The 19,634-nt window shown below is 64.6% G+C and carries 13 protein-coding genes; 11 read left to right on the plus strand and 2 right to left on the minus strand.

Translation table 11 applies throughout. From position 1 onward, the window contains the following. Positions 1-60: 60 nt before the first annotated feature. Complete coding sequence (locus tag ACI8U3_RS10590) at positions 61-357, minus strand: DUF736 domain-containing protein (protein WP_415014841.1); 297 nt, start codon at positions 355-357, stop codon at positions 61-63. A 583-nt stretch (positions 358-940) separates the two neighbouring features. On the opposite strand from ACI8U3_RS10590, the gene ACI8U3_RS10595 reads away from it, so the two are divergent. From ACI8U3_RS10595 to ACI8U3_RS10630, 8 genes are all read left to right on the plus strand, one after another. After that, positions 941-2,146, plus strand: a complete 1,206-nt coding sequence (locus ACI8U3_RS10595; protein ID WP_415014842.1) for a hypothetical protein — start codon at positions 941-943, stop codon at positions 2,144-2,146. Positions 2,147-2,150: 4 nt separating this feature from the next. Further along, positions 2,151-4,490, plus strand: a complete 2,340-nt coding sequence (locus ACI8U3_RS10600; protein WP_415014843.1) for a hypothetical protein — start codon at positions 2,151-2,153, stop codon at positions 4,488-4,490. A 318-nt stretch (positions 4,491-4,808) separates the two neighbouring features. Next, positions 4,809-5,828 carry a hypothetical protein gene (locus ACI8U3_RS10605; protein ID WP_415014844.1) on the plus strand — a complete coding sequence of 340 codons (1,020 nt, stop codon included), beginning with the start codon at positions 4,809-4,811 and terminating at the stop codon, positions 5,826-5,828. Positions 5,829-6,355: 527 nt separating this feature from the next. Continuing rightward, complete coding sequence (locus tag ACI8U3_RS10610) at positions 6,356-7,480, plus strand: hypothetical protein (RefSeq protein ID WP_415014845.1); 1,125 nt, start codon at positions 6,356-6,358, stop codon at positions 7,478-7,480. Between the two features lie 6 nt (positions 7,481-7,486). After that, positions 7,487-9,391 carry a hypothetical protein gene (locus ACI8U3_RS10615; RefSeq protein ID WP_415014846.1) on the plus strand — a complete coding sequence of 635 codons (1,905 nt, stop codon included), beginning with the start codon at positions 7,487-7,489 and terminating at the stop codon, positions 9,389-9,391. Positions 9,392-9,393: 2 nt separating this feature from the next. Then, the gene (locus tag ACI8U3_RS10620) at positions 9,394-10,497 is read left to right on the plus strand and encodes a hypothetical protein (RefSeq protein ID WP_415014847.1); all 1,104 of its coding nucleotides are present in this window, start codon (positions 9,394-9,396) and stop codon (positions 10,495-10,497) included. A 20-nt stretch (positions 10,498-10,517) separates the two neighbouring features. Next, positions 10,518-12,467, plus strand: coding sequence for a hypothetical protein (locus ACI8U3_RS10625; RefSeq protein WP_415014848.1), 1,950 nt, complete (start codon positions 10,518-10,520; stop codon positions 12,465-12,467). 32 nt (positions 12,468-12,499) lie between these two features. Then, positions 12,500-13,444 carry a PfkB family carbohydrate kinase gene (locus tag ACI8U3_RS10630; protein WP_415014849.1) on the plus strand — a complete coding sequence of 315 codons (945 nt, stop codon included), beginning with the start codon at positions 12,500-12,502 and terminating at the stop codon, positions 13,442-13,444. A gap of 3 nt (positions 13,445-13,447) precedes the next feature. Here the strand turns inward: ACI8U3_RS10630 and ACI8U3_RS10635 are convergent, their stop codons facing one another. Next, positions 13,448-13,933, minus strand: coding sequence for an NADAR family protein (locus ACI8U3_RS10635; protein WP_415014850.1), 486 nt, complete (start codon positions 13,931-13,933; stop codon positions 13,448-13,450). 35 nt (positions 13,934-13,968) lie between these two features. Between ACI8U3_RS10635 and ACI8U3_RS10640 the strand changes: the two genes are divergently transcribed. The 3 genes from ACI8U3_RS10640 to ACI8U3_RS10650 all read left to right on the plus strand — a co-directional run bounded on the left by ACI8U3_RS10640 (position 13,969) and on the right by ACI8U3_RS10650 (position 19,530). Continuing rightward, entirely contained in the window at positions 13,969-14,328 is a 360-nt protein-coding gene (locus ACI8U3_RS10640) for a helix-turn-helix domain-containing protein (RefSeq protein WP_415014851.1), read from the plus strand. A 341-nt stretch (positions 14,329-14,669) separates the two neighbouring features. Continuing rightward, positions 14,670-15,578 carry a hypothetical protein gene (locus ACI8U3_RS10645; RefSeq protein WP_415014852.1) on the plus strand — a complete coding sequence of 303 codons (909 nt, stop codon included), beginning with the start codon at positions 14,670-14,672 and terminating at the stop codon, positions 15,576-15,578. A 220-nt stretch (positions 15,579-15,798) separates the two neighbouring features. Continuing rightward, entirely contained in the window at positions 15,799-19,530 is a 3,732-nt protein-coding gene (locus tag ACI8U3_RS10650) for an SIR2 family protein (protein ID WP_415014853.1), read from the plus strand. Positions 19,531-19,634 lie beyond the last annotated feature (104 nt).

The following is a 19,634-nucleotide window of genomic DNA, read 5'->3' on the forward strand; positions in this document are numbered from 1 at the left end:
CCACTAATGGCTCTGCGGTACGACGGGCGCGGCGGGGGGTCGCGCGCGCCGCCGCGGGGGTCATCGGGACCAGATCAGGCTGTGCCCTCCATCGATCTCCACCAGGGAGGCGTAGATCGGAGCAGGGAAGCTGGGATCGTCGAGCTTGACCGAGAGGTACTCGCGGTTCTGCTGGCTCGTTCTCTTCCAGGCGGCGCCGAACTCGGTCTGACCCGCGAAGATGCGGAAGTCGGGGGCCTTGTCGTCGGTCTTCTCGTTCGGCCGGAGGGCCGCCGCCTTGACGTTGAGAGTCAGGGTCTTGATCGAACCGCTGTAGCTGCCGTCCGTTTGGGGGGTGAAAGCGCCGATGGTGGCCATGTCAGTCTCTCCTGTGTTTCGGGCCACGCCAATCGCGGCCTCGATGGCGATCGGACGACCGGGGACCGGACGGCGCGCAGGGGAGCGAAGCGAGCCCCGCAGCGAAGCGAAGGACCGCAAGAGAGGCTTTCTTGTCGCGCGAGGAAGGCCGCCAGGCCGGGGATGAAAGCCGAGCGCGCGGTTGCGCCCAGCCGTCCGGGCTTCGATCAGATCCGCCCCTCGAGAGGCCGCGAAGGCTGGCGAAACCACAGCGAGACACACCGCCTCCACGGCGGTTTACTCCCTCGTGCCAAGCATCAGGGATCGATCATACTTACCCCCGCGTACAGAAAAGCTTCATGCCCGGGCGGGAGAGTGAACTGACCGCGAGCGCTCCCCCAGCAGCGCCCGAAGCAACTCGAACAGCGCAGCCCCAGCCTGACCAGAAGCCCTCACCCGACCTGTCGCTCGACGCCATCAGGGGGCTGCAGCCGGTTCCTGCAACCTGGCTGGAGGTCAGCCAAGGGTCACATCCCTAGGCTGTACTCTCGATTGACGAGAACACCGTTCCGCGCGACGGTTCGCAGGAACGCCTGGAGGGGCCATGACGCATCTATTTTTCGCCCACGGCACAGGTGTGCGCCAGAGCGGCTATGAGCAGACACTCGCAGATATCGAGAAGGGCCTCGCGAACGCCGGTCGCCGCGATATCGCCGTGTCGGGCGTCGCCTGGGGAGAGCGGCACGGGGTCAAGGTGACCCCTGGCCACATCGCCGATATGCTGCCGCCGGAAGGCGCCGCCAAGGGCGCGACGCCGACCGACCCGGAAGTCGAGGCGGCCATCTGGGCGGAACTTATGAGTGATCCGGTCTTCGAACTCCGGGTCGTGGCGGCGCGCGTGGGCGGCCCCCCCTCGCCCCAACCGCCGGGACAGGTGCAACCCAGCGAACGGTTCAAGGCGCGGCTTCGCTCGATCAACATCCCGGACCCCGCTGGCGGCGTGACCCTTGAAGCGGTCCGGAACGCTGCGGCCAGTCTGGCCGATGGAGACTATGCACGGGTGGTGGTGGACGCGGTGCGCTCGGCCAGCTCGGCAGCCGACCCTACGCTCGTCTCCGCCACCGCTCGAGCCATCGTCGCCATCGCGCTCATCGACGCCCGGGGTCAGCCGGGCGAAGGTCCGGACGCTCTCTTCGTGCTTTCGGCTCGCGCCGACCTTGTGGCGCAGGTGGAAGACAGCTTGACCGAAGGGGTCAAGGGCGCAGTGGGTGACTGGTTCAGGTCCAGGATCCGGGGTTGGGCTCTCGGGCGCGCGACGGGCTACGGGCGTGATCGCCGCGACGGGCTTATGGGGTCGGTCAGTCCAGGCATGGGCGACATCCTGCTTACCCAGCGCAGAGGTCAGGATGTTCTGGGCATGCTCCGCGACGCCATCAACGCCCTCGAAGGGGACGTCGTGGTGATTGGCCATAGCCTGGGGGGCGAACACCTGGTCAATCTGATCTCCGGACCCGACCGGCCGTCGAACATTTCCAAACTGATCACCGTCGGCTCGCAGATTTCGTTCTTCACCGCCTGCGACGCCATGGCGGACCTCAGGCTCGGGGCGCCCCTGCCCGCCGACTTCCCCCCGTGGCTCAACGTCTATGATCGTAACGACTTCCTGTCATTCTGCGCCGAGCGCAGCTTCAAGGGCGGCCAGGGCGTGAGGGACATCGAAATAACGTCCGGCATGCCCTTCCCCGACGCCCACGGCGCCTACTGGCGTCAACCGCGGCTTTACGACAGTCTCGTAGACTTCATCGGCTGACGCGATGAACGCCGCCGCCATAATCGTCGGAATCGACGACTATCCGCACCTCGACAAGCTCGACGGCAGCGTCGCCGACGCCCTTGAGACCGTAGACTGGCTGTTGGGCATCGGGGTCGCCCCCGAACGCATTCGCCTGCATCTGGCGCCGAGAACGCAGCCGGTCGTGCCTGCCGGCGTCATCGTCCGGGACGCGAACCGGGACGCGATCTGGGCCTCCATGCGGCACCTGCAAAACAACGAGACAGGCGACATACTGTACGTCTTCCTTTCGGGACACGGCTACTATCTCGCCAGGTCAGGCCCGATCTTCCTTGCCCAGGATTGGTCGGCCGACGCGAGCAGCCGCAATCTCGACATAGGCGCCTACGCCGATTATCTGCGCGGGCTTCGGTTCCGCAATGTCCTGTTCGTGGTAGACGCCTGCCAGAACCGGGACGTGGATTCCGTCTACGTCAGCCAAATTCGCGGGTCGCCGCCCGACGACGCATCCGTCGATCCACGAGCCGAGAACGGCCTGCTTCTGTGCTGCGCCACAGAGCAGGATCAATATGCCCCCATCGTGCAGGGCCGCGGTCTTCTTACGCGAACGCTTCTGGCCGCGCTGAGGGACGCGCACATGAACCTGCCGGCCACGGCGGGCGACGCCCTCGTCTTCAACTGGACCAGCGGTGAAGCCGAGATCGATCTCATGCCCCTTTATCAGCACGTGGTGACGCCGAGGATAAGGCTCGCGGCGCAGAACGAAGGCCACGATCAGCGCCCCACCATGACGCCCTTTGGCAGCATTTCTCACCTCTGGCGCTTCGTCGCCTGTGCGGCTCCGGCCATGGACACGGTGCCCTTCGAGGTCGACGCCGAACCGCTGGAAGGACTGGACACGATCCGCATCGAGACCACACCGCCAATAGCGCCGCTCGATCTCCCATTGAGCACGACGCCGCCAATGCCCTTCAAGGGTGTGGCGCCCAAGGGACGGTTCATCCTTGCTCGCTGCAACCCTGCCACGGGGTGGGAAGCCGACCCGAGAAACCTGGATCAACCCTCAGCGCAAAGTGCGGTGAAATTCCTTTTCAACCTCCGTAAAACGCCGCCCGACCCGGATCGCGATGGCTACAAGGTTCGCGTCATCGATGTGGATGGAGCGGTCGACGAGACGCTGGCCTCTGAGGATCTTTCAGATTCTACCGGAATTGGTGAAGCGGGTGCGGGCTCGCCGCGCGTCGTCTTCAACAAGGGCGGCTTCGATGTTCTCGGCAACGGCGCGGGGGAGCCCGCCCTTGACCGCGCGGTGCGCGAGGCGCGGGCTCGGCTGCGGACCTCGCTTCAAAGACAAGGGCGTACAGCCGACCTTGTGATGGCAGCCCCGGGAGAACGCCTGGCGGATCGCATCCCGAATCTACGGGTGGACCTGCCGGAAGGGGGCGTCCCCGCGATCGCTGGCCTCCTCTCCGATGAGCCGCTTGTACATGTGGAGCGCCTCGGCGCCGGCAAGATCGACGACGAGCACGCCATCCGCTGGTCGATAAAGGAGCTATCGGCTCACCCATTTCTCCGGCTGGATCCGGGCGCGTACCGGATCGTGGTTCGCCCCCCCTGGGGTGAGGCAGCGGCAGCCTGCACCGTGACGGATGGCGCTGTAGCTGCCGTTCAACTGCCGATCCCGGTCGGGCGACCTCCCTTGCGGAACCGAGGCGTCGACGAGGATGTGCGCCTGATCCCTTCCCAACCCACACTCCTCGGCGTCGCGATCATCGAGCTGGGCGACAGCGTCGCTGTCGGCCCGCCAGGCCTCCCGTTGCTGGTCAAGGACGCTCCGGAGGCGCTGCGGGTTGAACCCTATTCCAATCTTCCCTGGTCTGAATGGGACATGCTGATCGGAGCCGGTCGTCTTCAGGCCGTCGATCTTCCCTTTGCCCTTCGCCGGCTGGAGCTGGCGTCAGAGACGCCCGAGATCCAGCTGCTCCGACTTGCGCTCGGTTATGCGGCCTGGGCCCAAAAGGATCTGCCCGCGCTCAGCGCGTTCATCGCGCCCCTGTCCGGAGGGCCTTACGCCGACTCAATGGATCTACAGCTGCTCTCGGCTGCACGCACGGACCGTCGGCTCGCAACCTTGTCGGGCGTTCCGTATCTGCGCTGGGCCTATCGGCTGGCGCAGTGTTACGCCCCCGGAGCCTGGCCCTTGAACCCACCGTCCGCAGCGTCTTCCTGGGCTGTCTACACGGAAGGAGCTCGGGACAGTGAGACCCTTGCAAGATTGGGCGCGGATGCGTTCGCAGAAGCCGTAAGCCAACGGGCAGACCTTCACGCCGCTCTGAGGTCCGACGAGGATCCTGTATCGTGACGGCGTCGGGCCCTGCCACGTCGACAACATCTAACGACAGGTCGGTAGACCGCCTGGCCCTTCTATCGCCTGGCGACTCTGCGTTCGCGTCTCTCAAGCGCCGGAACCGGAGTTGGGCACACGCGCGAAAAGCCGGCGCGTTCAGGGACAATCGTTACGAGGCGTGCCTCGCAGGGACGGCAGCGCCGGGCCCATGCTGAGCCGTCCTTGCCGACTCCAGCCTCGTGCGAAGTCCCAGACCGCGCCGGGGCTTTCCGCCCTTGGCGAACCGGCGGCGTCTGATCGCCACGGTCGCCCCGCCGCTCGGGGCGATAGCCGATGAGAGCCATCGAGAAACGCGCCGAGGTCCGGAGCGCCGGCGCCAGACTGAAAGCCGCCTTTTCTGATGGCGCAGAACGGATCGGTCGTCTGTCAGGCCTGGACGTCTACTGGCACGAAAGGCTCGGCATCTGGGGCGCGTTTGGAGCCACGCCGGGGCGGGGCGGCGTGCCGCGAGCCTGGAACCCGTTCGGGCAGAAGCCGCATGATTTCCGCAGCAACATGATCGTCGAGATCAATCCACCCAATCGAGGCATCGACCAGAACCTTCAAGGTCTGTTCGCCGTCACCGATGACGGCCAGCGCTGGCTCCTTCACCAGGGGCGCATGAGCGTGGCCGGAAGCCGGGTGACGGAGGCCGACTTCATCGCCGCCACCGGACTCCAGCCGGTCGCCGTCGATTTCAGCGAAGGTCCGAAAGGCCAATACCATCCCGTGGCTGCGCTCGACGCTCCGCCCATGGCGGTTCAGGAAAGCATCGCCGCCTTCGTAGCGCGATGCGCCCAGGCGCGGCTGTACAAGATGGGCGGAGCGGCGAGGCTCGCGACGCCAGACGCTTTGAGCGCCTGGGAGCATGGTCTCCGTCCCGAGGCGACCGGGGACATCATCATCCCGCCGCGCGAAGCCGCCCTCCGGCGGCGAAGGCATGCGCACGTCTGGAAGGCCTTGGCCGCAGAGCTGAAGAGGCGCAAGACGCCTCATTCCAACGACCGCCTAGGCCAGTACGGGCCTGATCTTTTTACGTACGGCGCGGGCCCGGCCGTGCTGTTCGAGATCAAATGCTATCCGGGGGCCCAGGACGTGTTCGCGGCCGTCGGTCAGCTTCAGATCTACGAAAGACTCTCCGGCAAGTCCTATCGCAAGGTCCTGGTCGTACCCAGAGGCGTCAGCAAAAACCTGCAGGGACCGCTCCGCGCCCTCGATATCCGGCTCCTGGAGTATGACCGCGTCGGCGTTCGCGTCAGGTTCGACGCTCGCGCTCTCGCCGCATGCCTGAAGGACAATTCAGATGCTGGCTGATCCGGGGACGCTTGAGTCTTTCGAGCTAACTGCGGGCCAATCTCCCAGAGGGCCGCGATAAACCGATGGCAGTTTTGTCGACTATTTGGGGGAGAAGGTCTACTTGGAATTGCTCGGCTCCGATCCGGCCGCCCTCAGCCGATATAGGTCGGCACTGCGCCAAAAGCCGACCTTGGCTCTCCTCTAGGAACCGGAAGGCCCTTTCTGCCAGCTTCCGGGTGACGATGCGCTTTGTTACCAGTGCGGCTTGGCTCGGCCGTCGGCGGCGACAAAGAACCGGTATAAACCCTAGGGTCCTCCAGCTTCGGCTGGCGCGGTGAACCATACGTTCATCGGGTATCTTCGACTGAGCGACCTTCGTCCTTCGGTCGGATCAGGTCTGATCCCCCATCAAGGCACCTGGCAGATTGGAATAACAGTGGTGCCTTTCATGCACGAGAATCGCTTGCTACTCTAAGCTGTTAGGGAGATCGTTCAGGATCGGCCGGTCGAGGGCCATCGAACGTCGAGCGCGTCGAGGATCAAGATTGAACGACCAAATGGCGCTTCAGCTCATCGCCAAGGTAATGGGCTGGCCGGAGGAAGATGACGGGACCGCCACACGCGAATACGCGTGGTTGCGATTCATGGCCTCCGCCAAATACGACGGCTATGCAGACTTCCGCGCCGGCTCCCGCTTCATCGAGAGTTTCGCCACTTGGTTGAAACAGTTCAATCCCGCGGACCGGCCGGCGGCCTATGACTTCGTGCGGCACCGGCTGGTTTATGTGTCGCCGCGCGAGTTGCAGTGCCTGATCGAAGCCTTCGTCCCGGAAGTGGTAACCCCCTATCTTCGGAACGTTGTGGCCGCTGAGCTGAACTGCGCGCCTTATGAAATCTGGAGCACCGCGAAGGGTAACGCGCGCTTTAACGCGCGGCTGAGACGCACCCTGTTCGTCGGCATGAGCGATGGGAGCCGGATCGACGTGCTGCGACGGGCGAACCCGAAGCGGGTGTCACAGGAGCAGGTCCTACCCATGCTCAACGTCGATGATGAAAAGTGGGAGGATCTCAACAAGACACTTCAGGAAGAGCAGCCCGGCGAGAAGTTCGACAGCGTCTATCTCATCGATGATTTCACGGCCTCTGGAACAACTTTCATCCGGCAGAAGGACGGGGTTTGGAAAGGCAAGCTGGCCAAGTTCAACGACCTGGTGAACAAGGCGCGCCAACGTCTGACAGACCGGTTCCCGATTAGCGAAGGATATGCGCTTCACATCCATCACTACATCTCAAGCCAAAAGGCGCACGAGACTTTGATGAAGCGACTCAGAGCCGCCGAGTCGATGGTCTCAAGGACCTTTGGCGACTGGCGAGTGACCTGTGGAACCCGCCTTCCCGCCGACCTTGAATTGCATCGGCCGCAGGACACCGGGATTCTGGACCTCTGCGAGCGCTATTACGATCACGATCTATTTGTCCGGCTCGAGAAGCATTGCCGCGAGGCGGGCCAAACGGACATGAAACTGGGCTATGCTAACTGCGCCCTTCCGATCGTGATGGACCACAACACCCCTAATAACAGCATCCCGCTATTGTGGGCGGAGACCGAAGGGAAGAACGACGCTCATCGCGTTCGCCCGCTGTTCCACCGTCGTGATCGGCATGGATGATCCGGCATGAATAACCCCTTCCTGCGCCGGGCCACCGAATACATCCGGGACGATTCCGCGTTTCTCGCCATCGTCAGTCCGGAAGCCTTGACCGCCTTCATCGGCGGACACCCCCGACGATCAGCTATCTTCGATCTGCCAGTCCGCGTGATCGGAAGCCCCGGCAGCGGCAAGACCATGATGGCCAGCATGGTGGAGTTCCGCCGGGTGGAGGCCATCCTCCGCGATCAGCGAAACCCCAACCACCGCACCCTTGCCGCCGCGCTCGCCGCCACCGGCTTCGTGCAGGACGGCAGGCCGGCGGTCGCGGCGGTGCGGCTGCCGATGGAGGCCGAGTATCGCGAGTTCTGGGAATTGCCCTACGACGCCGGGCTGAAGACGCGACTGGTCCTCTCCTTGATCCAAGCCCGATTTGTACAGGGCCTGATCCGCAACCTGACCGGCGCGGGACGACGCCACTCCAAGGACATCCGGTTCGTCGCGCGCGAGGACTCCGAAGCCTTGCTGGCCCAGATCGGGGGTCTCGACGCCGAGGCCATGCTCGATCGGGCGCTGGAGGTCGAACAGGCGGTCTACCGGGTCGGCGCCAGCCTGCTTCCGCCGGGCTTGGATGAAATTCCTGATGTGGTGCGGGAACCCTATCAGCCGTTCGAGGCGCTGCGGCATGTCGAAATCGAGTGGCAGGGCGAGACGCTAGCGCTGAAGCCCTTGGTCATCCTTGATGACGCCCACACACTCCATCCAGACCAGTTCGACGGCCTATTCCGAATCCTCCTGCGCCGGGAAATGCGCATCGCGCGATGGGTGATGATGCGGTTGGACGCTTTGTCGCCGAGCGCGGTGTTCAGGTCGCGTGATGAGGAGACCCTGCCTGGGGTCAAGCGGGACCGGGACTATCTCGACATCTTCATGCAGAGCGACGGCGAGCGGGATCTCGATCGCCGTCGGTTCCGCAGCATGGCGGCCGACATGGCCGATCGCTACCTGCCGCTCGTAAAAACGCTGCGGGACCGGAACTATGTGAAGTTCAGCCCCCTGCTGATCGAAGAGCCGCCGATGCTCAGCGACGCCAAACTGCGCGAGCTCGAGAAGGACGTGGACCGGGCCCAGAAGATGCTAGAGCTCACACCGGAGCGTCGCGAGAAGATCGACGCCTTGGTCAAACGGTATGTCAGAAGCGCCAAGGGGACGGACCTCGGCGTCGACGTACGACTGGCCATGGTGCGCGTCCTGATGCATCGCCACGCCGGGCGCGCCGCCAGACAGCCCTCGCTCTTTGGAGACGATCCGGATCCCAAACAGCCGATGAAGGTCAAAAGCGACGTTGCCGAAGCCGCCCGGCTCTTCCTTCATGAAGGGTATGGCCGCCCCCTGCACTACGGACTGGAGACTATCTGCGACGCCGCAGACGAGAATGCCGAACTGTTTCTGCAACTAGCCGGCGGACTGGTGGAACGCATGGAGACGCGCGCCATTCGGAATCAAGATCCGGCGCTCAGCGCAGCCCAACAGCAGGCGGTCCTCAAGGAGCGCGGCGATGAGATCATCGAGTCCTGGGCCTTCCCTTATGTCCGGAAGGTCCGAACACTGGTTGATGCGATCGCCGACGCCTGTCTGGAGGTATCGCTCAAACCGAACGCCAGCCTCGGCGCCGGAGCCAAGGCGGTTGGCATACCAGAGGACGACATGGAGCTTCTGCTCGGCAGCAAGACGGAGCTCGCCGAAGTCCTAAAATATGCCATCGCCTACAGCGGCCTGGTCGCCGTTCGGAACTACAATCAGGGCAACAAGCGGTGGTGCCTCCTCGAACTGCCCGGACCGGCCTGCCTGAAGTTCGGCCTGACGCTCAAGCGTGGCGGCTTTCTGGAATGGCAGGTCGAGGAACTCGCGGCCATCGTGGACCACAGCTGACCATGGCCCGTCCGCACTGGAACAACTGCATCATGCACGACGATGAGGCTGTCGACGGCTTCATTCGCGATTATTTCGGCGCGGCATACCGCAAATGCTTATTCGTGGGCGGTGCCGGCTTCGATCCGCGCGCGCGCAAAGTAGCCGAACAACTGGGTGCCGTGATGCAGGATCGCCTCTCCGGCATCCTTATCCGTGAGGAGCGCTCCGACGCGGTGGAAACCTTGCGCGATCGCGCCGACGAGAATGAAGCGGCCATGCGCCGGCTCACCGACACCTTCAAGGCCCTGAGCGTGCGCATCTTCGATCCAGCGGACAATGCGCCCGTGGGCGGCCAGAGGATCGTGGAAGCCTTGCGCCTACTCGACCTGCCCGGCGACGCGACCGACATCGTGCTGGACATGAGCGCGCTCTCGACCGGCATCGCCTTCCCGATCGCGCGATACCTGCTCGCCCTATGCGAGGCGCGAGACGACCTCAACTTCCACTTGATGATCTCCTCGAATCCCGAGCTCGATGCGCGCATCCTCGGGGAGCCCTATGCGACGCCGTCCATGGTCCGCGGTTTCTCGGGGCCGGGGAGGCAAGGCCGCCTTCCTGTCGCCCGGGTCTGGCTACCGCAGCTGGCGGCGGGGAGAATGCCAACCCTGCAGAAGATCATCGCAGCTCAGGACAGCCCGTACCGCATCTGTCCCATTCTCCCCTTCCCGTCGCGCAATCCGCGCCGCGCCGACGACTTGCTATCGGAGTTTAGAGAGTTGCTCGACGAGGGCACGGTCGACGCCCGGGACTTTCTCTATGTCTCGGAACGAAACCCGTTGGATACCTATCGCAAGCTATCGATGCTGAAGCGGCGTTACGACCAGACCATGGATCAGATCTACCAGCCCGAGCTCCTACTCTCGCCCCTAGGCAGCAAGGTAATGGCCGTCGGCGCGATGATGGCCGCCATCGAGCATGACCTGCCGGTCCAGCACGTCGAGAATGTGCGCTACGACTACGATCCGACCAGGTCTTCGACGGAGGAGGAGCCGGCCGACGTCACGGTGCACATCTGGCTTCACGGCCCGATCTACGCCGGCTACGCCGCTCCGGACCGGGTCTAGGCCACAAGACAGGAGCGATGATGACGGTCTTCGCGGACAAACTCGATGATCTGCCCCGATCCATCGAGGCGGCCGGGACCGGGACGGACCTGGGTCAACTCGGCGAGGCGCTCCGCACCGGGCTGAAGCACACTGCCGTGGCCGTGGGGTCCGGCGGCTCGGCTATCGCCGCCCACTATCTGGCGCTCTGCCGACAGACTCTGCAGGCGGAGCCGACTCTCGTTCAGACGCCGCTGCAGTTCGCCATCGACGAACAGTCACTCGAGACGACCGATATCTGGCTGTTCAGCGCGGGCGGCTCCAACCCTGACATCCTCGCCGCGTTTGAAGGCGCGCTGGCGCGCGGGGCCCGCAGCATCCAGCTGGTGACGGCATCCACCGAATCGCCGCTGGCGCGGCGCTGCAAAGGCGTCGGCCAAGCCCAGGTTCACTGGACGCCAACCTGCGGCGCTCGCGACGGCTTTCTGGCGACCCACTCCCTGATCTCCGCCGTCACAGCTCTTCTTCTGGCCAGCGACTACAGCAGTCCGGCTCCGGATCCCCCCCGCGTTTTGCAAGAGTGGCGCGATCAGGCCGGCGATCGGCTCGCCCCGGCGCGTCGAGCCGAGGCCACCGAGCGCTATCGATCGCTTCGCCGCACCGACACCCTGTTCCTGCTTCAGGATCCCCGACTCGACGCGGCGGGTGTGCTGATCGAGACCTGCGCTTGGGAAGCGGGCCTCTGCGCCGTCCAGCGAACCGACTTTCGCAACTTCGCCCACGGTCGCCACGTCTGGCTCGCGCACCGAGGTGCGGAAGCCTTTGTCCTGGCCCTGACCGGACGCGAGACCCGCGCGATCTGGGCCGACATCGACACCGCCATTCCAGACGACATCCGACGCGATGGGCTGGACGCCGGAGGGTGTGGCCGGTTCGAGAATGCGGCCCTGATTCTTGACGGCCTCGTTCTGGTCGAAGCGATGGGCGCTGCCGTCGGCATCGATCCGGGACGGCCGGGCGCGGGTGCCTTCGCCGAAGCGCTTTACGAATCCGACGCCCTGTATCGAGCCGTCGCGGCGCGGGAGCCGGCGGTGCGGCTCAAGACTGCCGCCACGCGCCTGAGCGATCAGCCTGACCGACGAGATCTCGACCTCGATGCCGCTTGGGTCGCGTTCCGCAACCGATTGGCGGAGGCCGAGTTCAGGGGTCTGGTCGTGGATTACGACGGGACCTTGGTCGCCGATGGCAAGGTCGAGGATCCTGTCTCCGGAGAGTTGGTGACCGAACTGGTGAGGCTGCTGGACGAAGGTCTGGCTGTAGCGGTGGCGACGGGGCGCGGCGGATCCGGCGGCGACGCCCTGCGTGGGGTCGTTCCGAAGGCCTATTGGGACTCCGTGATCATCAGCTACTACAATGGTGCTTACACCCAGCCGCTGACCACGAACATCGAGCAGGATCGGCCCGTCCGAGAAGCACGTCTGGATCCCGCGCGCGATTGGCTAACCGCGGTGGCGGCAGGCGGCGAACGCCTCGACTACAAGGACAGTCTCGTCCAGCTGACCCTCAAGGTCGCCAGCTTGGCCGACACCGATCTGTTCAGGCGGAGGTTCGACTCCGAGGCAAACAGCGCCGGACTACTGCGGATTGCCCGTTCCTCGCACACCCTGGACATCTGCTTGGCCGAGACCTGCAAGACGACCGTGGCCGGGGTTCTCGCCACGCGCCTGTCGTCTGGAATGGACAGCATCTTGTGTCTGGGCGACAGTGGCGCTGTCGCCGGTAATGACTATGCCCTGCTTGGCTTGCCCGCGGGCGTGAGCGTTGGTCGCGTCTGTGACCGTCCGGACCGAGGGTGGAACCTGTTCGGCTCGCGTATTCGCGGTCCGGACGCCGTTCTGCGGATTCTGCGCGCATTGCGGCCGGTGAACGGGGCCCATCGACTAGACGTTGAGACGCTGTTCAATCTCGACCTGAGCGCCGGAAGCGCGTAGCAAGGGCTGACACTGAAGGGACGGAGTCCGGCATGTCGATGAGCCTGCACGTGGCGGGTACAGGGTTCACCGTGATGGACCGTGTCTACGCCACCGGCGAGCCCCGTTACCAAGCGCTCGGCGGATCGTGCGGCAACGTCCTGCTGTCCCTGGCCATGCTGTCGCGCAAGGTGGCTCCGGTACTTCGCCTGGGAGACGACGCGGTGGGAGATGAACTCGTCCTGGAGTTCGCCCAGGCCGGGGCATGGACCCAGTTCATCCGACGCTGGCCTGGCCGGTCCTCGCCAGTTCTGGCTCAGCATCTGGATACCCGCTCCGGCCAGCACAGCTTCAGCTTCGTCTGTCCAGAAACCGAGCGCGACTTCCCTCGCTATGAGCCGATCGACGGCGTTGAGGTCGACGAGGCGCGCAGCGCCCTAGATGCCTGCCAAGTCTTCTACACCGACCGGGTGTCCCCGGGGATCGTGCAGGCCATGGAGACGGCTGCGGACGCCGGCGCAATGATCTATTTCGAGCCCTCCGCCATCGGCGACCGCGATCTTTTCTCGCGCGCTGTGGCCCTGTCGGACATCATCAAGAGTTCCTCCGACAGGCTCGACGATCTCTTGGCTTCGGCGGCGCTACGGGTGGGCGCGGTGGCGATCGTCACCCGGGGCGCGGACGGACTTGATCTCTGGCGCGATGGCGACCGGGTTCATTGCGCCGCGAGACGGGCACCGGTCATACGAGACACCTGCGGGTCCGGCGACATGGTGACTGTGGGCCTGATCGACCATATCCTGGATCAGGTCACGTCGCACCGGTTACCTGCGTTCGAGCACATCCTGGAAGGCGTCATTGCGGGACAACGTCTGGCTGCGGCGAACTGCGCCTACCCCGGTGCCAGAGGCCTGTTCCGGATGCATGGTGCAGAGACGGTCCGACGCTTACTGGACGATCCCGAATGGGACCTGGACATCCAGCTCGACCTCTTCTGATCGTCAGGCGGCCTCGCTGTCCGGGCGCGCCTCGCGAAGCTCGGTCCTCAGTTCCATCAGCATCTTGCCGAGCATGTTCTCGCCGACGCCGTTCACCTCGCCCCAGAGGCGATTGACGGGATTGTCTACCGTGGCGCTTTCGACCAGCCGGATGTCGCCGGTCGAGAGCAGCAGTTCCTGCAAGTCAGGATGTTGGGTAAATTTTGCCCTGAGCACGCCCCTCATCCGATCAAATTTGGTCTTCGACCAAGCGGGTGCGACATCCCAATAATAGAGGCCGTGCGCCGCCATCGCGAGCAATGCAGGAGAAGGTGCCGCCATGAGCCAAGCCTTCACCTCCGGCTTGCGGGGCTTCCCGGCTTGGTAGGCATGCTCGGAAGTCGGGTAGGTCTCGCCTTCGTACACGACCGGGCACCGATAGAGGTTGCTGAACGGACCGTAGGGCTTCTCGCTGGCGCGATAGAACCGAACCTCATCCTGCGCAGACATTCAGACCTCCTTGCGACGCTGTGATGCAAAGTGTAATGCAAATCCACATGAATGTCACCTTGGAATCAAGGCGCGCCCTCGTCGCGGAATTGACGAAATGTCGAGCCCATCTCGGGCTGACATATGCTGATATCGCTAGAGAAACAGGCGTTGATCCCGCGCAGGTCAGTCGAATCTGCAGAGGAGAGTTCAAAACACTGTCAGCAAATGTCATGCAGATTTGCATGTTTTTGGGCGTCCCCGAGCCTCATCACACACTGCCTGGAATGGACGTCAACCAACATCGGCGGCGGCTGGAGGCCGGCGTGCTGGAGATGTGGGATCGCACACCCCAAGATGCTGAACGCATCCTGCGCCTTCTGCGCCAATTGACCGAGCTACGTCGCACGGCCTGACGAGCACGGACACGTCTTTCAGGAAGCCCGCTTCGTTCGGTTGGAGCTGTTGATCGCTCGGATCGGCTGGGGGGGGGGGATTCGCGAGCTCGGCGTGCCGCTTAAAGCTAACGTCGTCGACATACACTTTGAGTCAGTTCCCGCCAGTATGGGTGGTGCTCACGCTCCGCGCCTAGAGCGGACGTTCCGAGCACCCGTAATGAGCCCTCTGCCTACGGGATCAGGGTCTGGATTGCGCCAGAAGCGGAAGTTGGCCTCGCTCCAACTTCAGGGCGATCACGTAGGCTCGATCGCGCCCCAAGCTTCGCCATAAGCTGCTATTATGCGTTGAGCGAGAGACTGTGAAGCACCACAACGAGTTGACGCGCATGACCTTGGCGATGGCTTGGATTCGAACTGTCGGCTCCCATGAGGAAATGGTCTTTGCCAGCGACAGCCGGCTCAGCGGTGGCTCCGACTGGGACTGTTGCCCTAAGTTATTGAGCTTGCCGCGAGGCGACAGCCTCCTCGCCTTCGCAGGCTCTACGTATGACGCCTATCCGATGATGTTGCAGTTTCGGAACTGGGTCGAGAACAACCCAGGGGCCCTAAACCGCGCCCGCGATATCACTGACCTCAAGAAGCGGATGCGCATGGTGTTCAACGATATGCGCAAGTTCATCAGCGACCTTCCCCACGGTCAGACACAACCTGATCCTCCCGACTGCGAGCTGATATTTGGCGGCTGGTCATGGAAAAAACTCAGCTTTCAAGCTTGGCGCTTTCATTACGTGCCATCTCGCGGAATCCTAGATTTCGAACCTGTCCAAAGCGGTCTCATCGTCGGCCGTGACCATCCAATCGTCTTTGCTGGTACGCGTGCGGCGGTGGAGGCGGCCCGGACCCAGATCGTCGAAATGCTGAAGGCGGGCGGCAACTTCAGGCCGGGCAAGCGCTACTTCGACATGGAGCCGTTCGAAGCGCTCCGCGACATAATCCGCAGCAATGTATACGCGGACGTGGGCGGGCCGCCGCAGGTTATAAAAGTGTACCAACATGGCAACAGTCAGCCCTTTGCGGTGAAATGGAAGATGCCTGGCGGACGCTACACAACGGTGCTTGGCCGCCCTCTGTTTCCCGGTGAGCAAACTCGACTGCCGCTTATCGACCCCGATGCCATCAACTTCGTACCTGCGAAGACGCTTGAGAAGCGCGCACGGTCTGCTGCGGCAGGGGCACGTGATTTACCGCAAGTCGACTCGGCCGGGTAGCGCCATCATCAGCAGACGTTGGCGTCTAGCCTGAAAACAGAAGTTCGCGTCCTAGCGAGCTACGTGCACGACTGCGGCAACAGCTATCCGTCGCAAGCTGTGCGCCGTTGCCCGAACACCGCTTCGTTCCGCGAATCCCCGAGGCGCGATAAGGTCACGCGCGCAGGGACAGGCGCATGAGCGCCGACCAGTCCCGCGCCCATAACCCGGAGAGGGCGCAATGAGATTTTCAGCCGACACCCCGAACCTGCCCGACGATTTGCTGCTCTCGCGCGATCTGGGGGATGTCGTCTTCTTCTGCGGGGCGGGTGTCTCACGGTCCCGGGCCAATCTGCCCGACTTCCGGGATCTGGCGAACAGGGTCATCAACGACCTCGGCTCCGCAACAGACAGCGCGGCGCGCGCCAACGCGGCCCAGCCCACAGGTATGGCGGTGGATCGTGTCTTTCGTCTTCTCGAGCGCGAGTTCGAGGCCGGCGAGGTCCGCGAGGCGGTGGCCCGCCATCTCGACGCCGGGGCGACGCCGGACCTCGCGGCCCACCGTATCCTGCTGGATCTCTCAACCTCGCGCTCGGGCGTCACGCGCCTAGTCACGACGAACTTCGATACGTTGTTCGAGCAATCGCGAGCCGGGCTCGCCTGGTCGGCGCCGCCGCGACTTCCCGATCCGCATAATGATCTCGACTTCAGGGGGGTCGTCCACATCCACGGCCGTATCGGTCAGGACAGGGGCGCGCCGCCAGAGCTGGTCCTGTCGAGCGCCGACTTCGGCCGGGCCTATATGTCGGACGGCTGGGCGACCCGCTTCATTCGCCGGCTTCTTGAACGATTTCAGGTCGTTTTCGTCGGCTATTCGGCCGAGGACGCGCCCGTCCAGTATCTGCTGGAGGCGCTGGACCTGCCTGCGGGCGCGCGCAATAAACTTTATACCCTGGAGAACGCCGACGACAGCGAGGCCATCGCCCTGTGGGAGCACAAGGGGGTCGAGGCCATTCCCTACGGCGGCGGGTTCCCGGTTCTCTGGGAGACTCTCGAGCTCTGGGCGGAGCGCGCCCGGGACCCTGACGTCTGGCTGGATCGCGTGCTCGCCACGGCCGCCGACGGTCCCTGCCGTCTTACGCCACATCAACGGGGTCAGGTGGCCCATATTCTCGGATCGGCGGAAGGCGTCCGGCGCATGGTGGGGCGTGGCGCTCCGCTTCCCGCCTCGTGGCTGAATGTGCTCGATCCGTCCGGACGCTATGAAACACCCGAGACACGCCACGCCGCGCCCGAAGCGGAGGTCTTCGATCCCTTTGAGGCGTTCGGCCTCGATTCCGACGCGCCGCCCCCTCCGGCGGATCCGACGAATTTCCTCAAGCGCCGCGAGGTTCCGGCCGGGGCCTGGAACGGTTTCGTCTCCTCCCGTGCGGATCGCCGCGATCCCCTGACCCAGACCCTCGTAGGCCTAGGCTCCGATTCGGCCCCTCCACTGCCGGCACGCCTCGGCATCCTCGGAGCCTGGATCCGCAATATCGCCCACCAGCCAGAGGTCCTCCTCTGGGCGGTTCGACGCGGCCGTCTCCATCCCGATGTCCTGCAGCGGATCGACTGGGCGCTCAGGGGCGAGGCGGCGCGGTTCGATCCGATCGTGCGCGACGGGTGGCGCTGGTTTCTGATGTCGCTCGCGGACCAGCGCAAGGAAGCAGACCGCGTCAATCACGAATTGCGCGCCCGAGCGGCGGCCGAGGGCTGGTCGCGCCCCCTCGTCCGGGCCTGGTGCGCGATGTTCCGGCCGAAGCTGACCGTGGCGCCGGCGCGCAGCCTCTCCGCCGAATCGATCCAAACCGTGAAGGCGCTCGGCGATCTGATCAGCCTTAGCGTCAGTTTTCCGAGACCACACCAAGTCGTGCCGCCCGATGACGCCTTTATGGGCTATGCGGTCGAATGTTTCCGGGAGAACCTCAATTTAGCCGTGGCGCTTCAAAGCGATGTTTGCAGTCGCTCAAGCCTCTATTTGACGCCGACCCGCGGTCCCGGCGGCGACCTTGTCGGAGGCGACGCCTACGGCGTGACCGGTGTCCTCGCCACTTTCCAGAGGATGTTCATCCGTCTGGCGGAGCTCGATCCGAGCCGGGCCCGGAGCGAGATGGCCACTTGGCCCTTGGACGACGAGCGTCTGTTCGCGAGACTTCGGATCTGGGCGCTGGGACTGCCAAACCTCGTTTCCGGGGAAGACACCGCCGCCGCCTTCTTGGCGCTGAGCGAACGCGTCTTCTGGGACACCACCCACCAGCGCGATCTGCTGTTCGCCCTGCGCGATCGCTGGCCGGACTTCCCGCCGGCCGAACGCAGAGCGCTGGAGACCCGCCTTCTGACCGGAACCTACCCCTATGCCGACGAACGGTATGACCGCGCGGCCGAGTTCGCCGCCTACGATCAGCTGAACCGCATCCACTGGCTGGCCGAGGCTGGCGTCGACTTCGGTTTCGACCTTGCGGCGGAAACCGCCCAGCGTCGGGCGATCAACACCGACTGGACGCCCGAGATCGCCGCCGACGCCGTCGACGCCAACACCGGCGAGGTGTTCTCGATCGAGAGGGACACCAACCCGGCGTCTCTCGTGGGGATACCAATGAACGCCATCCTTGCCGCGTCCCAGCAGGCGAGCGGCTTGCGTATTCGCGACCGGGTCCATCGCGACCCGTTCGCTGGTCTCTCGGACACGGCACCGCTGCGGGCGCTCGGCGCCCTGACCTTGGCCGGTCGGGCGCAAGGCGCGCCGGCTTGGGCGTGGGCTGACTTCCTGCGCAGCGACGCGCGGGCGCGCGACGGAGACCGACTATTGCGCACTATCGCTCTGAGGCTGACGCGACTTCCGGTCGGTCAACTGTCGGGGATCGCCTATCCGGCCTCGGAATGGATGCAGGCCCACGCCGCCCGCCTTCACAGCCTGCCGGAGATCGCCGACCGTCTTTGGACGAGTCTGGTCGAGACGCAGCGCCTTGAACCGGGTGATTCCGATCCGTGTCGGCTGAACAGGGCCTGGGCCGAAGACGCCCTGAACGGCCCCGTGGGGCGGCTCTTCCACTTTCTGATGGCCGACCCGGCCGGAAGTATCGTCGGAGTCGGCGACGGCCTGCCCTCCGATATGAAGAGACGCCTGGAAGAATTGCTGGCCTTGCCTGGCGATCTGCGTGGCCAAGCCGTGGTCATGGCGGCCTTCCAGCTGACCTGGCTGTTCGAGATCGATCCCGACTGGACGACGCGCGAACTGCTGCCGCTGATGGACCGCCCGCGTCCCGAGGCCGAGCCTTTCTGGCAAGGATTTTTGTGGCGGGCGCATGAGCCGCGCCCCGACCTGTTCGCCAGGATGAAAACCGCCCTGATCGGCGAAGCGGCCGTCCGGGCCACGACGCGGCGCCACGGCACTATCCTCGGCGACATCCTGCTCCTCGCCTGGGCGCGCGGGCTGCCGCCGGACAACACCGACTCGCACCTAACTTCCGCGGAGCTGCGCGAGATCCTGATCCACGCCGACGACGACCTTCGTCGCGGCATGTTGTGGACGCTGGGCCGCTGGGCCGCGGATGGCGACGGGCCGTGGGCGGATCGCGTGGTCCTCTTCTTGCGCGACGTCTGGCCCCGCCAGCGCGCGCTAAGAACGCCGGCGATGTCCGACCGGTTGGCCGATCTTGTCCTGGCCGTTCCCTCGCGGTTCCCCGAACTGGTCCAGCTGGTTCTCCCACGCCTCGTTCCGGTGCGGAGCTATGGGAGCCCGCTCGACGGTCTGGACGACCCCCTGATCGAGCGCCATCCGGTCGAGGTTCTCGATCTGGTCTGGGCCCTTCTGGGAGAGGACTCCCAGGACTGGCCCTATGGAATCTTCGACACCCTGGATCGTCTGGCGGAGCAGCCTTCTGTCCAGGACGACACCCGGCTTTCAGAGCTTCGCAGTCGCCTGCAATCCTGAAGCCGGAACACTCCATCGGGGATCATCTCTCACGTCCTTTCTGATGCGGATTGAGCATGCCGACTTGCGCGGGCGTTCGAACAAAACGAGAATGTCCCCCGCGA

It is taken from the genome of Brevundimonas sp. (assembly GCF_047617075.1).
In the GTDB taxonomy this organism is placed as follows: Bacteria; Pseudomonadota; Alphaproteobacteria; order Caulobacterales; family Caulobacteraceae; genus Brevundimonas.